This is a genomic window from Streptomyces sp. NBRC 110611 (assembly GCF_001590865.1).
Lineage (GTDB): Bacteria > Actinomycetota > Actinomycetes > Streptomycetales > Streptomycetaceae > Streptomyces.
Window position 1 is genome coordinate 1 of record NZ_BBUY01000027.1, and the last position, 16,664, is coordinate 16,664.

Sequence of the window (16,664 nt, forward strand, 5' to 3'; positions counted from 1 at the left end):
CATCGCCCCCGGGAGGGGTACCAACCCGGAGTCAGGAACGGTGGAGTCGATGACCTGTAGGTCCTCATCGTCCCTGGGAGGGGTACCAACAAGATGTTCAGGCTCTGGAAGCCGAACTTCTGCTTGTGTCCTCATCACCCCTGTGAGGGGTACCAACCCGATCCAGATGTGCGGGTGCGTCGGGCAGCGGCCTCGTCCTCATCGCCCCGGGGAGGGGTACCAACTGGAGGAGGTGGACGAACGCCTCCCGGGAGGGCCCGGTCGATATCGCCCCGGGGAGGGGTACCAACCGGAAGGGCACGTTGCCGAACTCGGCTGGACGGCCGGTCCTCATCAGCCCTGGGAGGGGTACCAACTTCCACGCCGTGCAGATGGAGCCGCTCGGTGACGGCGTCCTCATTACACCTGGGAGGGGTACCAACGTCAGCTCCGGCGTCACGGCGATGACGTAGGACGGGTGTCCTCGTCACCCCTGGGAGCGGTACCAACGCGATGAGGTTGCCCAATGTGGGCACCAGGCCGCGGGTCCTCATCACCCCTGGGAGGGGTACCAAAATGGACTTCACGACCGCCTGGGGTTCCCAGCGGCTGGTCCTCATCACCCCTGGGAGGGGTACCAACAGCACCACCACGTCCGAATCGACGAGCGCGGCCGCAGCCCTCATCGCCCCTGGGAGGGGTGGCGCCAACCTGATCGCCGCTGTCGCGCGCCTGGCGCGCTCACCCCGTCTTCATCGTCCCTCGGCGGGATACCAACAGCTCATCCGCGTCATCGACGCCGGCGACCGACTGGTCCTCTTCGCCTCTCGGAGGGATACCAACTGGCGGAAGACCGCGACCGTCCCGGCCGGGAAGGGCTGTCCTGAACGCCCCTGGTGAGGCACCAACACGTAGCCGGCGCCCTGGCTGTGCTGACCCCGATCGTAGGTGGGCATGTGGCGCGGCTGCGGGGTGACTACCCGCTTCCTGGGCAATCCGTGGTGGGTGTGGATGGGGCGGTGAGTGGTCACGGCGGGGGCGGCTGAAGCCCGCAATGCGGGCAACGGTGGGTGATGGTCGTCGTCAACAGCACTGCTGGTACTGCGTGGTCGCTACCGTCTCCGGGCATGTCTGTGGTGAGCCGGACGGTGGCCGGAGCCGTGGTGCGAGGTGGCGGTTTGCCCCGGTGGCGGGCCTGCGGCACGCGCTGAACACCCTTGGTGGCGCGGGAGGCAGGGGCGGGGCGGAGCGTCAGCGCAGCGGTGAAATGGCCCGGGAGGCCATCGAAGTAGCGGGCGAGGGTGTCGGCCTGGACGTGGATGATGGGGGCAGGAGGCGGTTGATGCCGATGCCTGGGCCGGTCATGCCGCGATCGGTCAAATATTTGAAATGATACGTGAATCACCTTTTATGTTTCGCGTGCTCCCAACAGGAAGGCATTGCTCCGCTTTGCAGGCAAACGCTGTCCGCAGATGAGATCGCCTGGCCGGCGACGCCTCCGCTGCCGTGCGCCCCAGCATTTCCGTGGCGGTGAGTGAGAGTTCGAAGCCCCTCCACTCCGAGATTCACTTTTGCGATTTGCCCCAATTCTCATATGCACGCGCCTTCGGTACGGATGCCATGCTTCCGCTTCGGGGGTGCAGTTGAGTGAGGTGTGCACAATCATTGACCTGCTGATCTATCAATAACGATCACGTGGCGATCCTTTCATGAATGAGAGTGATCGAATTAGCGCCTCGGATCGGTACTGAACGGGTCACGGGCAGGTGCGTGAAATGCCACATCGGTTATTACGTATCGCGTTGCATGTGAGATGGGTTCCCATGGCGGGACGGCCGACGGGGGCAAGGGGAAAGGACTGCGAAGGTGGCTCGATATGACGATAAAGTTCAGTCACTGCACGCAGTCGAGTGATGGCCAGCTGTGTGTGGTGGCCTCGGGGTGCCACCCGAGGCCACCTGATAGGCCGTCAATAACCGTGAAAGGTCTTCGTTGATGACCATCAACAAGAGCCGGGGTTCGGCGATGGAGCCCCCGGCCTCTCGTAAGGGGATTATCCCTTCTCCGGAACGCGGCGAAACCCGTTCCTTTGATCGGTGGGAGGTTCACCTCTGTTCCAGCCTTCTGGTGGTGGTGTTCGTCGTCGTGCTGATCGTGGTGGCTCTCCCCGACCTCTGGCCCTTCATCGTGGGGGTTCCGGCAATCTGGCCGCTTGGCGCGCGTGTCATCGCCCTGCTGCTGGCCTCGTGCCGCCGCAGCGGCGTGCGGTACGTACGTGTACGGACGGCCTGATCGCCTGAGGGCGGGTACTGCCTCGCGGTAAGGCCCGCGTGGAGCCACTGTCACAGCCCCGTGCGGTGAAGCCGCCGCACGGGGCCGGCGAAGGGATTTTGATGTTCGAGCCGCCGCATCCGACAGGCTGCGCGTATTGCGGAAGACTGATCATGCACGACAGCCGTGGTGGGCGCCGACGAGACTACTGCGATCCGATCTGTCGGCGCCGGGCACAGCGGAAACGGGACCGTGAGCGCCGGGCAGCCAGGGTTGACCGCACGGTCCGCCGATCGATCGCTTGCGACCTTGCCGTGCGGGCACAAGAGGTGCTGGCTTGTGAAGGTGCCTCCGTTCCGCTCGCCGCGCTATTGAAGCTGGCGGTACAGGTGGGGGAGGACGCCGTGTGCCTGGCGGCCGCCGCTGTTGACGAGGCCCGCGCCGAAGGCGCCAGCTGGTCGGAGGTCGCCGCGGCGGCAAGGATGAGCGAGGCGGTCGCACGGGCGCGATGGGGCGGAGTCAAGACTGCTGCGCTCCTTGCGTCGCGCAGTGCCCAGTTACGGTCGCGGGATCGGTACGACGGGACGGGTGAGGCCGCCGCCCCGGTCTTCGACATGGCGTTGCTACCGGCCGTCGCGAGGAACCGCCGTGCCGCCGAGGCGCTTGCGAAGGCGCTGGGGGCGCTGCATCTGCGCTGTGGCCGTAGTGAGGCATCCGTCGCTGAGCAGGCTGGTCTGCCGCCGGCGGTCGTGAGCCTGGTGCTGCAAGGAACGCATGTGCCGCCGTGGCCGGTGATCTATATGCTGGCCGACCTCCTGAAAGGCGACCCCGCCGACCTGCGGCTGCTGTGGGAGCGTGCCTGGGGCCGGCCGGCGCCTACCGCCGCTTCGCAGGGCCCCAGTGCACTCGCGGCTGCTTTGCGAGGGGCTCATCTGGCCGCCGGCGGCCCGGAGATTCCGATGCTGAGTGCTCAGGTCGATGCCGGACCAGAGGAGCTTGCCCTCATCTTCGCCGGGCGAGTGGTCCCGTCCTGGGCGCTGCTCGCCGGCACCCTCGACCAGTTGGGGGCGGACCGCGACGACTTCCGCGGACTGTGGGCAGCGTGCCAGGACTCTGGCGACGTGGGGCACGAAGGGCCCGGGGCGTCATGACCACGTCTCGTCATCGCCCTCAGCTTGCCGCAATGACAGCGCACTGCCGGCCGACAGGTTTCCGCCTGGCGTACACGGCATTCCGCCAACTTCATCACGACGTATACCTGCGCTATGCCTCCGTGAGGACCGAGGACTGGCATCGCGCCAAGCAGTGCGTGGACGCCGTCTTCGAGACACTGTCCACCGTGTGGCCAGCAACCCTGCGCAGCGACTGCCCTGCGGCGCGAGCCTGGTGCTTGTTACGTCATGAGGCGGCCGCCCGAGCCTGCTGCCGACCGGGCCAGACCTGGCGCATTCACTGCCTCCTGGAGGATCCGCAGGCGGATGTGGTCCTCCTGCACGACAGGTTGGGCCTGCCCGTGGCCCAGGTAGCAGTTCTCATGGGCATAGACGACTACACCGTGCGGGCGCTGCTGAGGACGGCCGAACGGAGCCTCCGAGCCATCCCTTCGTGCGTATCCCACTGAGTGTCCACTCCGCCCGGGCGATCAGCCGCAGCATGGCACACACACGCCTGATTCTTCACCACACAACAGCGCCAACTCCACTTACCTGCCGCTCGATTGAGCGATTGGCGTGTGTGCCATACCCCCCTACCATGAGCCCTTCCACCGGGACCTCTGGCCTTTATCCAAGGCCCAAGGAGCGCGCATGGCCCACGGGGAGAAATCCCAATCTCGCTCTATCGACATGAACACCCCCAGTGTCGCTCGCATGTACGACTGCCTGTTAGGGGGTTCTGAGAACTTTCAGCCCGACCGCGATGCATGCGTCAAACTGCTGGAAATCGCCCCTACAAGCCAGCAGCTGGCCCGCGCGAATCGCGCCTTTCTCAGGCGCGTAGTGCGCATCCTTGCCGAAGGATTCGGGGTGGCCCAGTTCCTCGACCACGGCTCAGGCCTGCCCACTCGGGACAACGTCCACGAGGTCGCGCAGCGAGTGGACCCGAACGCGAAGGTCGCCTACATCGACAACGACCCCATGGTCGTCGCCCACGCTCGGACGACCATGCGGGACAACAGCAATGTCATGGTCGTCGATCGGGACGTGCGGGATACGGCGGAGATCCTGGAAGCCACAGCCGACTTCTTCGACTGGACGCAGCCGATCGCAGCGCTCTTCGTCTCCGTTCTGGACTGCCTCCGCGACACGGGCGACGATCGCGACCCGGCGGCGCTGGTCAAGCGGGTTGCTACCAGCCTCCCGGCCGGCAGCTACGTGGTCGCCTGCCAACTCGTCAGTGACGACGCTGTCGTGCGGGAGAAGGTCACGGCGTTGATGGCCGAGGTGACCAACAACAGCTGGGGAAGGGTCCGCCAGAGTCACGAAGTACGCCGATACTTCGAGGGGATGGAGGTCGAGCCCCCGGGCCTGGTGGACGTTGTCGACTGGCGACCGGACACCCCGCCACCGCCGTTGAATCTTCGACCCAAGGACTGCGTGGAGTGGGGAGGTGTAGCCCGCGTCTCATGAAGGTGTGCCGTAGAGCAGTGCATGCGGCGCTCAGCCGTCAAGCGTGGTTTGCTGCGCGTACCGCTCTGCGGCTGCCTGCAGCCTGGTCAGGCTGGACTCCATGCTGTCTGCCGCGGCGCACATGAGGGTCAGCCATTTGTGATACCCGTCAAGTGCCTTCCTGTGCGTGGCGTATGTGGCGCTGCTGACATGCTCCACATACGCCAGCTCGGACGGTCCACCTGTAGGGAATTTGAGCAGGGTGAAAGGGTAGGGGGGAAGTACGCAGTCCTTGCTCAAGAGACGGATGTTGACCTTCTGGGATGTGGCCGCCTTGACCAGGTGCTCCATCTGCTCACGCATGACATCCGCGCCGCCGCGACACCGATCGAGTACGGTCTCGTCCAGCAGAAGCGTAAGCCGCCGCCCTTGTTCCAGGATGAACTGTCTGCGAAGGCGCAGCATGACAATGCGCATGACCTCGTCTTCGGGAGCGTCAGGCCGCACCAGCCGCACCATCGCCTGGGCGTATGCGCGGGTCTGCAGCAGTCCTGGGACCACCTGGTTCTCGAAGATCGTGATCCAGTCGGCTCGCCCCTCCAACCGAATGAGACGGCGGAGGTAGTCGGGGGTGACATCTGCGAACTGCTCATACCATTCCTGGTTGTTCGTCTGCGCGAGGAGCTGCTCCACCACCCGCATCTGCGCATCGGACAGTCCGTAGTGTCGGGCGAGGTCGTAGACATCCCTGGGCTTGGGCGGGCTTTCTCCGCGTTCCAGCCGACTCACCTTCGATGTCGAGCCTCGGATAACGGGCGCAACATCCTTCAGAGTCAGACCGCACAGTTCCCGGTGGCGGCGGAGCTCCTCGCCCAGCATTTCGCCCGCAGCCGTGTTGCTGTCCGGCGACGCCATGCGAAGGACAGACGGGTCGCCTTGCGGCTCCAAAGGCTGGGCGACGGGCATATGAACTCCGGAACGGCAAGAGGCAGAGGACGCCCCAAGAGTGTCGGTCATATGCCCATCGCCGCAAGTTATGGCCTGAACATTAGCATTCCGTTACGGTCATTCGTCCGTCAGGTGGTCGAATTCCGAACTCTTGGCTCCTGTGATGAAGGCCGCCAACTCCGCAGAGGTGAAGACGAGTGCCGGCCCGCCTGGGAACCGAGAGTTGCGGATCGCCACCTCCCCGCCAGAGAGCCCTGCAACTTCGACGCAGTTACCATCCCCGATACTCGCGCTGGCCTTCTGCCACGTCACACCGGAGATCTCACGAGCAGGAACACCGTTCCTGAGTCGCATGAGCGCATTCTCCCTTCCTGGATCCGTCGCCACTTCAGTCCTCCGCCGCCCGGCGCAATTCCCATATGGGATTGCATGGCGGCCCATATGCAAACGCTAGCGAAGGTCGGCTCTCGGACGCAGCCCCTCGAAAGAGTGCTGTTCACGACTGAAAGTCATATTTAATGAATGGGTGCCGAAGTGGCCACTGTTTTGTTGGGCGTGGAGCGGTTCTCGACCCCGGTCGTGCTGCCGTGTGCCAGCGCAGATCGTCGGCCACTGGATCAGGGGCGTCGGCGGACTTCGGTGGCCAGGTCAACGGGGAACGCGACGCCGCTGCGCGGCCTGCACCGCTTGCCCAGGAACCCAGGTGTGGAGCTGGCGAGCGGGGACGAGTGGGTCCCCTGACAGGCCGGAGGGGCCCGGACACTGAAGGAGCGGTCGGCCCCGGCTCACCCGAGCCCGGCGCTCACCGAACGTCCCCACTCACTTGAGGACTTGATCAAGTGCGGCGAGGGGTAGCCGTGGGCGTTTGGCGCAGGTGAGGGGCTCAGCGTGTTCGCCCGGGAAGAGAGGGCGGCTGGTGCTGCTGCCACCCGGGCCGGGGCCGGGGCTTGCGTGGTGCGGAGCGCTGGGCCGTCAGGAGCCGTCGGGCCTACGCGTCCCAGGCCGTTCCCCTCGGCCAGTTCGAAGGTGATGTCCTGCAGCAGGACTGCCGGAGCCTGTGCGGACAGACGGAGTGCCCAGCTCGGCTGGTGGACGGCGTAGCCGCCCCAGACGGTCCACGTGGGGAGGGGGCTGTTGGTCTGCTGGGCGGCGAAGGCGTCGAACTGCACGCCGGCAGTCTCGGCGCCGGGGGCTTCCCACGTGATGTAGCGCCCGTCGATGGTGTGCTTCCAGCCTGCGTCGGCGAGCGGGCGGGTCGCCTCGGCGATGGCGGTCTCGGTGATGTTGGTGGACGGGCCGTGGCCCCACGCGTTCTCGGTGGCCAGGGAGTTCAGCAGGGTGCTGACGATCTCGGCCGGAGTTGATGCGGTCGCTGTGCCGTGCCAGAGAAGGTCGCTGACCGACGTTTCGTAGGCGGCGAGGGTCCACTTGATGTCGCGGCCTTCGGCTTCGTGGTCGAACAGGGCGCGCAGGGTGAGTGATTCGTGGTTGGCGATCGAGGTGTTGTCGTCCCAGATGCGGTACTTCTCCCACCCCTCCTGGGGCGCGAGGAAGTCGTTGAGGAGGGCTTCGTGGTCGCCGGGGTCGGCGGCGTAGACCGGTACGGTTTCTGCCTTCGGTGTGGTCGGCTCGGACGACAGTGTCGGTGCGATGGTGGGCTCTTCCGTGGTTGTGGGGAGGCGTGCCTGGGCGGCTTGCTGTTCGGTGTCGGTTGCTGGTGCGGGACCGGGGCGTACGGCGTCGCCGTAGAGGCGTTCGAAATCGGCGATGGCCTGGGTGGGACTGTCGTAGATGTCGGAGATGACGCGCAGGTGGTTTTCGCCGTGGAGATGGATGGTCAGGCGGCCGTGGCGGATGTCGTCGTAGATCGTCTGGGCCTCATTGGAGACCTCGCGGATATCGTCCCGGGTCAGCCAGTCCATGGGGTAGTTGGCCCAGGCCCACTCGGTGTTGATGTCGTCGAGCAGCTCGGGGGCGATGTCCACGGTGATGCCCTGGGCGCGCAAGGCATGCGCCGCTTCATAGGCGTGGTAAGGCTCTTCGCGGTCGATGCGCACCATGACCATCGTCTGCTGGCCTACGGGTTCGAAGCCGTGGAGGCTGAGCAGGGCGCGGGTGGCGTGGATGCTGGTGCCCACGATGGTGGCGGTGACGGCGCTGGTGTGGTCGTGGTGCTTGCCGAGCCGGATGAAGGTGTCGGCGCCAGGGCGGGGCATGTGTTCTCGTTTCACCGCTCCGGCCTGTTGCCGGCCGGAGCGGGGTCGGTCATCGGGTTGCTGCTCGGGCTGCGGGCGCTGTGGTGCGCGACGGCGGTCCCGCCCGGGTGACTGCCGGGGTGCGCGGCGTTCGCGCCGCTGTGGGGGAGTGGTGGCGGTGGTGCGTTGCCAGCGGGTACGCAGTGCGGTGAGCTCGGCCAGCGCGGCGGCTGCCGGTGATCAGCTGGTGGGGGGGTTGGCCGGGTCCTCGGTGTAGGCGGTGATCCGGGTGGCGACGGCGTGGGCACGGGCGAGCAGGGCTCGCCGCAGGACCTTCTCGCCCCAGTGCTCGGGGGAGCCAGCGGGCATGGAGACGAGCGCCATCAGGTCGCTGCGGGTGAGGCCGTCGGCGAGGAGGCCGCGGTGCTGAGCCTCCCACAGCGCGGTGACCGGATCGACGGGGTCGCCGCGGTGGACCAGTGAGGTCAGGCACTGCCACAGGGAGGCGTGCAGGGGCACCGCGAAGTCCTCGGCCTGCAGCCACCGCATGTCCTTGAGTTCTGCGGGGTGTGCGGTGGCGGTCGCGAGCAGCAGCCGTTCCTCGTCCAGGGCCTCCTCGCTGCTGTCTCTCGGTGGCGCCTTGGGCCCCGCGGTGCGGGGGAGGGAGCCGGGGTGCGGGGCGAACTGCCCGGAGAGGTCCTCCAGGAACCGTCCGAGCGTGTCGGCCTGGGCCAGAGTGGTGGCGGCCGGGTTCGGAAGGGTGGCGTCGGTCGCGGTCTGGGCCAGGCGCTCGGCGTGCATGCGCAGCATCCGGCGGGCATGGTCGGCGCGGATCATCCGCGCGTACGTCGGCGTGTGCTTCGGCCAGGGGCAGACCTGGATGAGGGTGTGGAGGTAGGAGGCGGTCAGCCCGGGGGATTCGGGGCGTGCGGCCTCAAGGACGGCGGTCAGCCAGGCCGCATCGGTGCGGTGGGTCTCGGGGTCGGGCGGCGGCATGGTGCCCATGGCCGCGAAGAGGGCACCGTGGGCGTGGTTGCTGAAGTGTTCCGGCTCGAGCGTGCCGATGTCGGCGAGCCGATGGGGGCCAGGAGGATCGCGCCGAGCAGGGACTGCTCGGCGTAGTGCACGGGTTGCGGCGGGGGCAGGTCGTCCAGGTCGTCGTCCTCGTACGGGTCGGTGGGTTGAGGCATTAGGCGGCCAGGGTGAAGTCGTCGGGGGTGAGGGTCTTGTCGAGGTGGGGGGCGAGGAGGTGAGCGGCGAGCCGGGGTGGCACCGCGTTGCCGACCTGGCTGAAGACCTGGCCCTTGTTGCCTTGCCAGGGGTAGTCGGCGGGGAAGGTCTGCAGCACGCCGGCCTCGTGCGTGGTGATCCGGATCGGATCCGGCGCCGTGGCCGCGTCTATGTCGTCGCCGATGGGCTCGGCAACCAGGAGACGGACGCACGGGACGCGTACGCCGGTCCTGGACGCCCCGCGCCACCGGTCTCCTACCGGCCGATGGCAAGCCGCCCGCCGCTACCGGACAGACATCCGTGGTCGCCCGGCCGTCGCATCCGGCGCCGGATACGAGAGCTTCCTCAAAGCCGACACCGCCATAACGCCGACTCGTGTGGAGTCCATCGGCGGGCCAGGCCAGGTGCCAAGGTCCGGATGTCGGCGAGTTCCAGACGGGCCGGGCGGGCCCATGTCAGCCGGAGGTGGCAGAGACACTGACTGCGTTCACGCCTCTGCTGCGTCGAACAGGCCGCCCGCGGCTTGCGGTGAGGGCGATGGGGCAGGGATGCGGTACAGAACATGGCGGGCCTTGCGGCGGACTTCTTCCAGCTGGCCGTCGCCCGCCAGCGCATTTCCCTGGCCCCCGCCAGGCAGGTCATCGAACAGCACTGGGACGGCTCAGTGGGCCTCGACGCCACACCCGTGCGCACCTTCTCCCGTGGCGTGGCCGCCGCTGAGGCCCGCACCGCCACCGACCCCGACGCCGCCTGGTACGTCTGCGAAGGCGACCACGCTACCCCACCGCCCCCCCGCCCACGGCGGAAAGAAGGCCAGGAAGGCCAAGCGCTACCTCTAGTGACGCGCGAGGAACTTTCAGAACTGTGTACGGTCGCCGATGTACCGAGTCGTCTCGCAGGCCGTCTGGGTAATGCGGGCGAACTTGACGCACAGTTTAGTGTCGGTGCCGGTGTCGAAGGTGCTCCAGGTGTGGCTGAGTGTATTCCCAACCCGGTGCGCCTGCGCTGTGCGGAAATGCCGCCCATTCATGAAGAGGCTGACCCTCCTGCGTCCTGTCCCCCGTGAAGGATTGGTCCAGATCGCCGTCACAGAGTTCATGTGATTGCGACCGTTCAGTCGGATACATACCTGGGGGCCCGAGAAGTCGTGCGTGCATGCACTCGTGTCGGCTGCAGCTGGGGGTGCGGCTGCAATGGGAACCGACACTGAAATCGCCAGTAGCGAAATGACCCGATTGAACAGCGAACTAAGTTTCATGAGCTTCACACCTGGTCAACGCGCCGTCGGCCACGAGGGAATCGTCTCCTTTCTGCGATCACCCAACTGGCCGCCTACCTCCTGTCCGGAAGTTCTGTCCGGTGAGGACTTCAGCCCCCGAACATTCCGCGACAAAGCTGGAGCAGGTCCGAAGGGACCCTGCCAGATGCCATGCGGCACATGAACCGAGGATTCGCCGTCGCGTGTGGATGCTCGCCCCTCCCATGCCGTCGAGGAATGGCGCTGGCTCGGTGGTCATGGCGGGCCCCGTGAGGCTTCTGATGGGCCGACGGCGGGTGCGCATGCTGCGGAGGTGATGCAGGAATTCGTGACGGGTGCCGGTGAGCCGTCGGAAGACGTGTGTGATCAGGAAGCTGCTTGTGTCTGTTTACCGGCATCTCACCCTCGTAAGGTGTGGGTGCTTTGGGGGATGTGGTCACTAGCTGCTCGCGGGGCTGTTGTTCCGGCTCCGTCAGATGGTGGCCTGGTGCAGAGGTTTGCTTGGAGGATGGGCGAACGGGTGCCGTCAGAGGAGATCCACCGGAATTAACGGAGAAGCAGCCGGTCATTGCCATCAGCAGGATTGTCATAGTGGTAAGCCGATGTGGAGCGCGCACGGCGTCACCGTGCCGAAAGCCCCAGACCTGCACAACCGGACACGCCGAATAGCATGCAGAAGAGCAGCCTTGCATCACCACCAGGCGAGAGCAGCAATCAACGCCTCACGCGGCTCTTTCTCAGAAGACGCGCCGGACGGCCGATACATCTCTGAACTCTGCCCCAGAACTTGGCCAACTCGGCATTCCCGAGAGGGGCAGACAGCCGGGCTGCCCCTGCTGACTCACTGGGGAGCAGACCAGCCTATTTGGATGACGCGGGGCCGCTGCCGAGGAGTGATCAGCTTGGCCCGACCGGGTGGCATGGGCTCCGCCTTGTTGTTGCCTACGAGTGGTCCTTCGTCGGGATCTCCCGAGAGGACGACGCCCGTGGCTCCCAGCTCCTTGAGACGCCGGGTAACCGGGTCGAAGGAGGTGCGAGCCGCGCCGGCGGTATTGCGGGCGACGATGACGCGGAGGCCGATGTCCCGGGCGTAGGGAAAGTATTCGGCTAGTGGTTCGAGGGGGTTGCCGGAAGGGAGGGCGACGAGGTCGTAGTCGTCGATGACGATGAAGATCTCAGGGCCGTGCCACCAGCTGCGGGCGCGCATCTGCTCAGTGGTGACGTCCTCTGTGGGCAGCCGAGCTTGGAGAATCGAGGCGAGGCGGTTCAGGCCATCTCCTAGTGATGCGGAGGCGGGGGCGTAGTGCAGTACATGGTCCTCCGGGAGATGGCCGTGCAGTCCGCGTCGGTAGTCGCCGACGATGGCCAGGGCTTCATGGGGCTGATGCCGTTCGGCGAGACGCTGGGTGAGTAGGCGAAGGAGAGCGGTCTTCCCGGATTCGCTTTCGCCGTAGATGAGCAGGAGCGGGTCGGTGTCGAAGTTGACGTAGGTCGGCGCCAGCGCCGTTTCGTCGAGCCCCACGGCGAAGCCCAGGTCGGGTGTCTCGCTGGCCTTGGGGAGGACGTCGGTGTGCAGGCGGTCGGGGAGCATACGTACGGGTGGGCAGACGGGGCCGTGCCAGTGGGACGCGATGGCCGCGGTCAGCTCAGTGGAGCCCGCGATGGCATCGGTGTGGTCCTGCGTGGTGTGGAGAGATGAGGCATGTGGGAGGGCGGTCACGTAGTGCAGTCCGCCGTGCGCGAGGCCGTGTCCCGGTCGGTCCGTGGGCACGTTACGGGCGCGTTTGCGATCGTGTTCGGAGTCCAGCGGATTGGCCATCCGAAGTTCTAGCCGGGTGCCGAGCTGATCCTTGAGGGCGGGGCGGATCTCGTTGTACCGGCCGGCGGCAAGCACGAGGTGGATACCGAAGGCGAGCCCGCGGACGGCCACAGCCTCGATGTCGGGGATCAGCTGTTCGTGCTCGCGTTTGAAGGCTCCCCAGCCGTCGATCACCAGGAAGACATCGCCGAAGAGGTGATCGGGGTAATGCCCTACGGCGCGGCGTCCGCGGTAGGTCCGGATGGAGTCGATGTGGTGGGCCTGGAAGAACTCTTCCCGCTCGTTGAGGATCTGTCGTACCTCGGCGACGGTCCTGCGCGCCTTGGCCGCATCGAGTCTCGAGGCGACACCCCCGACGTGCGGGAGGCCAACGAAGGACGACAGGCTGCCGCCTCCGAAGTCCAGGCAGTAGAACTGCACTTCTCGGGGCGTGTGTGTCACAGCGAAGGACGTGACGAGGGTGCGGAGCAGGGTGGACTTTCCTGAGCGCGGTCCGCCGATGACCGCGACATGGCCCTGTGGCCCGGAGAGGTCACACTGGAGAACTTCGCGGCGCTGTTCGAAGGGCAGGTCGGCGATACCGAGCGGGACGACGAGGGACATCTCCCGCCATTCGGCGGGCTGCAGGCCTCGTTCGGCCGTGGCTGTGAGCGGACGAAGCAGGTCTCCGAGGGCGGGGGACTCCGCCAGTGGGGGCAGCCAGAGCTGCTGTGCTGCCGGCCCGTGGTCCTGGAGGCGGTCCACCAGGATGTCCAGTACAGACCGGTCGGCTCCGTCAGTGTCTTCCGAGTTCTCGTCCTGGCCGTGGAGAGGTGGCTCTGGAGGTTCCAGGACGGACTCGGCGGTGAACAGCATCGGGGCAAGATCTTCCCCACCGCGTCGGGAAGCCATGATGCGCCGGGGGTGGTACGGGCCGGAGACGTATGCGGCCTTGAATTGCGTCAGACCTTCTGTGCCGTGGCTCAGGAGGCCGGCCCCTGGGACGTTGGGCAAGCGGTACGCGTCCGTGACACCGAGAGCGATACGGGACTCGTCGGCGGAGAAGGTCCGCATCACCAGTCGGTAGGAGAGATAGGTGTCCAAGCCTCGCAGGCGGCCTTCGTCCACCCGCTGTGAGGAAAGCAGCAGATGCACGCCGAGCGAGCGACCGATGCGTCCGATCTGTAGAAACATGTCGATGAATTCCGGCCTGGCCGTCAGCAGCTCACTGAATTCATCCAGGATGATCAGCAGGGTGGGTAACGGCTGCAAGGGTGCCCCTGCCGCCCGCGCTCTCTCGTAGGCACCGATGTTGGCGAAGTTGCCGCTGGAGTGCAGCAATTCCTGACGACGTCGAAGTTCGCCAGCGAGAGCATCCTCCATCCGGTCGACGAGGGCGAGATCCTCGACGAGGTTGCTGATGAAGGCTGCGACGTGCGGCAGATCGGCCAGGCCGGTGAATGTGGCGCCACCCTTGAAGTCGACGAGGAGGAAATTCAGCGTCTCGGAGCTGTGGGTGGCGGCCAGGCCTAGGACCAGGGTGCGCAGCAGCTCGGACTTGCCCGATCCGGTGGCGCCGACGCACAGGCCGTGGGGCCCCATCCCTCCTTGGGAAGCCTCCTTGAGGTCGAGAACGACAGGTTTCCCCTCGGCATCGACGCCAAGAGGGACCCGAAGTCGCTCCAGCGGGGCCGGATGCGCCGCAGGACGAGGGTCGAAGGCCGCGGGATCGTCGATGCCCATGAGATCGGTGAATCCGACACTTCCCAGCAGCGGATCTTCGTCCTCGTCATCGCTGATCCGTAGCGGTGAAAGGGCACGTGCGACTGCTGTGGCTTCGACGAGGCTCAAGACATCCGGAACACCGGTGTAGACGGAGCCGGCGCTGGAAACCAAGCTGAGGGCGTTCGGTTCGACAACCAAACCCGGTGGGCGGTCCCAGCCCGGGAGCCAGTCTCCTTCGCGCGTACGGCGATGGCGTTCGGAGCCGACGGCCGGCGCCAGCTCAACGACCGTTACACCCAGAAATTCGATCCGGTCGAATGGCCAGGAGAACGTCGAGGTGGGACCAAGATCCAGAAGGATCACTATGTGCGGATGGTCGAGCAGAGGCCGCGCGCCCTGCTCCCAGGTGGGGCGCGCGCAGAGTTCCGCGGCGAGCCCGTCTTCGAGGGCATCGAGTGAGGAATAGATCAGCAGCCGCGGCCGACCTCTGCTGCCAGCATCTCCAGATTGGGCAGAGCGCGCGTGTGGCAGCCACTTGATCCAGTCCCACTCCGAGGCCGTACCAGGAGCTGCCACTATCGCGATCCACAGGTCGTCCGGGGAGTGCAGCGTCGCCAGCTGGCAGACCAAGGCCCGAGCCGTGCCCTGGACGGTCTCGGCGTCGCCCCGGATCGTCAGTCGCGGAAACGCTCGCAGGGACAGCGCCAAGGGCAGTCCTTCGAGATGCTCGTACGCTTCCACAAAGCGTCGCAGGGCGTGAGCAGACAGGGGCTCCCACTCCTCTGCGGGGCCGGCCTGAGGCACGATGAGCCGGGTAGCGAGGATCTGTGGCCCCAGCCCCACACGCACCTGGCCAAAGTCGTCGTTCCCGGGCCGCCGCTCCCACAGCCGCGTGCGCTCGGCGATCACCGCCCACAGCTGTCCCGGCTCGGGGAACGTACGACACTCAGCCAGACGCTGAGCACGTGCCGTCTTGCGAACCTCCTCCCGAGTACGGGCCAGGTACTTCAGGTACTCGTGACGCGCCGCACGCACCCCGGACGATGAGCCGCGCCGAGCACGGACGACCTGCCCCACCCCCATGGCCGCGGCCGAGACGAGCATGATGAAGCCCATGATCTTCATGAACGGTGGCGAACCGGGCAGGAAGAAGTACGCCGCGCTGCTTCCCATGGTCATCACCGGCAGCAGCATCAGTACAACGGACTCACCCTGACGCTCAGGCAGTACGGGCGGCGTCTTCAGATGCAGCTCGCCCTTGGGATAGTCCGGGAGCGCAGCACGCGGAGGGCGCTTGACGGTGATAGTTGCCAATGGGAGACGGCTACTGCCTGAAGTCAGGGCCGGGCGGCTGCTGGCCATACGGAGACGGCGGCGGCGCGATGGGACGACGGCGCTTGACGACGATCACTGCCACTACCGCAAGGAGCCCCAGAACTGCCGCACCGACGGCACCCCACGCGACGTACGCCCACCGACCCTTGCTGGAGGTCGCATCGGGAGCCGCCGAGTCGGCAGGGGAAGGATCCGCTGCCGACGAGGAAGTTGTTGGGGCAGGTAGCGGTCCGTTCTTCGGGCCGGCGGGGATGTCCTCGGTCAGGGCACTGTAGGGGCGGATGAAGCCGTAGCCGTAGTGCTTGTCGGGAAGCCTCGCTCCCTTCATTGACTCCGGCAGCTTGGCTGTCTTCGCCAGGCGATTGGCGATTTGGCCGGCAGTAAGGTTCGGGAACTTCGAGCGGAGGAGAACCGCAGCGGCTGATACGTAGGCAGCGGCATTGGATGTACCCGAGCCTACCTGGTACTGGTGGTCCAGTCCTGCGTTGTACGTGTCCACACCGGGTGCTGCGAGCAGGTTGTTCGACCCAAAGTTGGACTGTTCCCAGACCTTTCCTGAGGAATCGACAGCGCCCACCGAGACCACACCCGGATAGCTTGCCGGATAGTTGGACCTTGCAGATCCGTCGTTCCCGGCCGCGGCCACGATGACCGCGTCCTTCTCTCGCGCGTACCGAACGGCGTCGTCCATACCCGGGGTCTGAAAGTTCTTGCCCAGGGACAAGTTGATGACTGACGCACCATGGTCAACGGCATAGCGAATCGCTTGCGACACCGGTGCATCCTGGCCACCTGCTCCGACTCCGAGGTCGTCGTCTGTGGTGACGCGGAGGGGCAGGATCTTTGCTGCGGGGGCCAGCCCCTTGATGCCTGCATCACCACCTGGACCATGGCCATGGCCTGCGATCAGAGAAGCCATCCCGGTGCCATGAGCGCTCTCGGACTCACGGTCCGCGCGCCCCTGGCCTTTAAGGAAATTCTTACCCGGCAGCACGTTGCCCACGAGGTCGGGATGGGTCCCGTCGACGCCTGTATCGACGACGGCGACGGTCACCCCCCGACCTGTGGATACCTCTTCAATTGAAGCCGCATCGAATGATGACAAGGCCCACTGGCGATCGCGAATGGAGTCTGCGGCTGCTGGGGGTGCTCCATACGCGAGACTGACCACGCAGAGCAGCGTCGCCCCACCCGCCGTTCTCATCCATTGCTTGATCGTCACGCCTTGCCGCTTCCTTCCGAGCTATCCGGTCCCACCTCGTGGCTTCGCTGCTCGGGGGCGACGGCATCGACAGCCTCCTCGGAGGCAGCCATGCCAA

General features: G+C 66.2%; 11 protein-coding genes and 1 pseudogene. 4 read left to right on the top strand and 8 right to left on the bottom strand.

What is annotated here, in order from left to right; genetic code table 11:
- Positions 1-555: 555 nt before the first annotated feature.
- The 4 genes from AZE13_RS30980 (at position 556) to AZE13_RS30995 (ending at position 4,877) form a co-directional block, all read left to right on the top strand.
- Positions 556-879 (top strand): hypothetical protein, encoded by a 324-nt coding sequence (locus AZE13_RS30980; protein ID WP_147264767.1) that lies wholly within the window; start codon positions 556-558, stop codon positions 877-879.
- A gap of 1,095 nt (positions 880-1,974) precedes the next feature.
- Positions 1,975-2,271: a hypothetical protein gene (locus tag AZE13_RS36510; RefSeq protein ID WP_147264768.1), complete on the top strand. Its 297-nt coding sequence runs from the start codon at positions 1,975-1,977 to the stop codon at positions 2,269-2,271.
- A gap of 101 nt (positions 2,272-2,372) precedes the next feature.
- Entirely contained in the window at positions 2,373-3,401 is a 1,029-nt protein-coding gene (locus AZE13_RS30985) for a helix-turn-helix domain-containing protein (protein ID WP_147264769.1), read from the top strand.
- 654 nt (positions 3,402-4,055) lie between these two features.
- Positions 4,056-4,877 (top strand): SAM-dependent methyltransferase, encoded by an 822-nt coding sequence (locus tag AZE13_RS30995; protein ID WP_066939492.1) that lies wholly within the window; start codon positions 4,056-4,058, stop codon positions 4,875-4,877.
- A 30-nt stretch (positions 4,878-4,907) separates the two neighbouring features.
- On the opposite strand, the gene AZE13_RS31000 is transcribed toward AZE13_RS30995, so the two are convergent.
- From AZE13_RS31000 to mycP, 8 genes and pseudogenes are all read right to left on the bottom strand, one after another.
- Positions 4,908-5,822, bottom strand: a complete 915-nt coding sequence (locus AZE13_RS31000; RefSeq protein ID WP_066939494.1) for a helix-turn-helix domain-containing protein — start codon at positions 5,820-5,822, stop codon at positions 4,908-4,910.
- 99 nt (positions 5,823-5,921) lie between these two features.
- Positions 5,922-6,158, bottom strand: a complete 237-nt coding sequence (locus AZE13_RS31005; protein WP_066939497.1) for a DUF397 domain-containing protein — start codon at positions 6,156-6,158, stop codon at positions 5,922-5,924.
- Between the two features lie 431 nt (positions 6,159-6,589).
- Positions 6,590-8,020: a DUF317 domain-containing protein gene (locus AZE13_RS31010; RefSeq protein WP_066939500.1), complete on the bottom strand. Its 1,431-nt coding sequence runs from the start codon at positions 8,018-8,020 to the stop codon at positions 6,590-6,592.
- 219 nt (positions 8,021-8,239) lie between these two features.
- Positions 8,240-9,004, bottom strand: coding sequence for a DnaB-like helicase N-terminal domain-containing protein (locus AZE13_RS31015; RefSeq protein ID WP_258528101.1), 765 nt, complete (start codon positions 9,002-9,004; stop codon positions 8,240-8,242).
- 184 nt (positions 9,005-9,188) lie between these two features.
- Positions 9,189-9,416 (bottom strand): annotated as a pseudogene (locus tag AZE13_RS34725) (DNA cytosine methyltransferase); the annotation flags it as partial.
- Between the two features lie 300 nt (positions 9,417-9,716).
- The gene (locus tag AZE13_RS37255; protein WP_181690504.1) at positions 9,717-9,881 is read right to left on the bottom strand and encodes a hypothetical protein; all 165 of its coding nucleotides are present in this window, start codon (positions 9,879-9,881) and stop codon (positions 9,717-9,719) included.
- 1,447 nt (positions 9,882-11,328) lie between these two features.
- On the bottom strand, positions 11,329-15,324 hold the full coding sequence (gene eccCa, locus AZE13_RS31020) for a type VII secretion protein EccCa (RefSeq protein ID WP_066939502.1): 3,996 nt from the start codon (positions 15,322-15,324) through the stop codon (positions 11,329-11,331).
- Between the two features lie 10 nt (positions 15,325-15,334).
- Positions 15,335-16,567: a type VII secretion-associated serine protease mycosin gene (gene mycP, locus AZE13_RS34730; RefSeq protein WP_258528102.1), complete on the bottom strand. Its 1,233-nt coding sequence runs from the start codon at positions 16,565-16,567 to the stop codon at positions 15,335-15,337.
- Between the last annotated feature and the right edge of the window lie 97 nt (positions 16,568-16,664).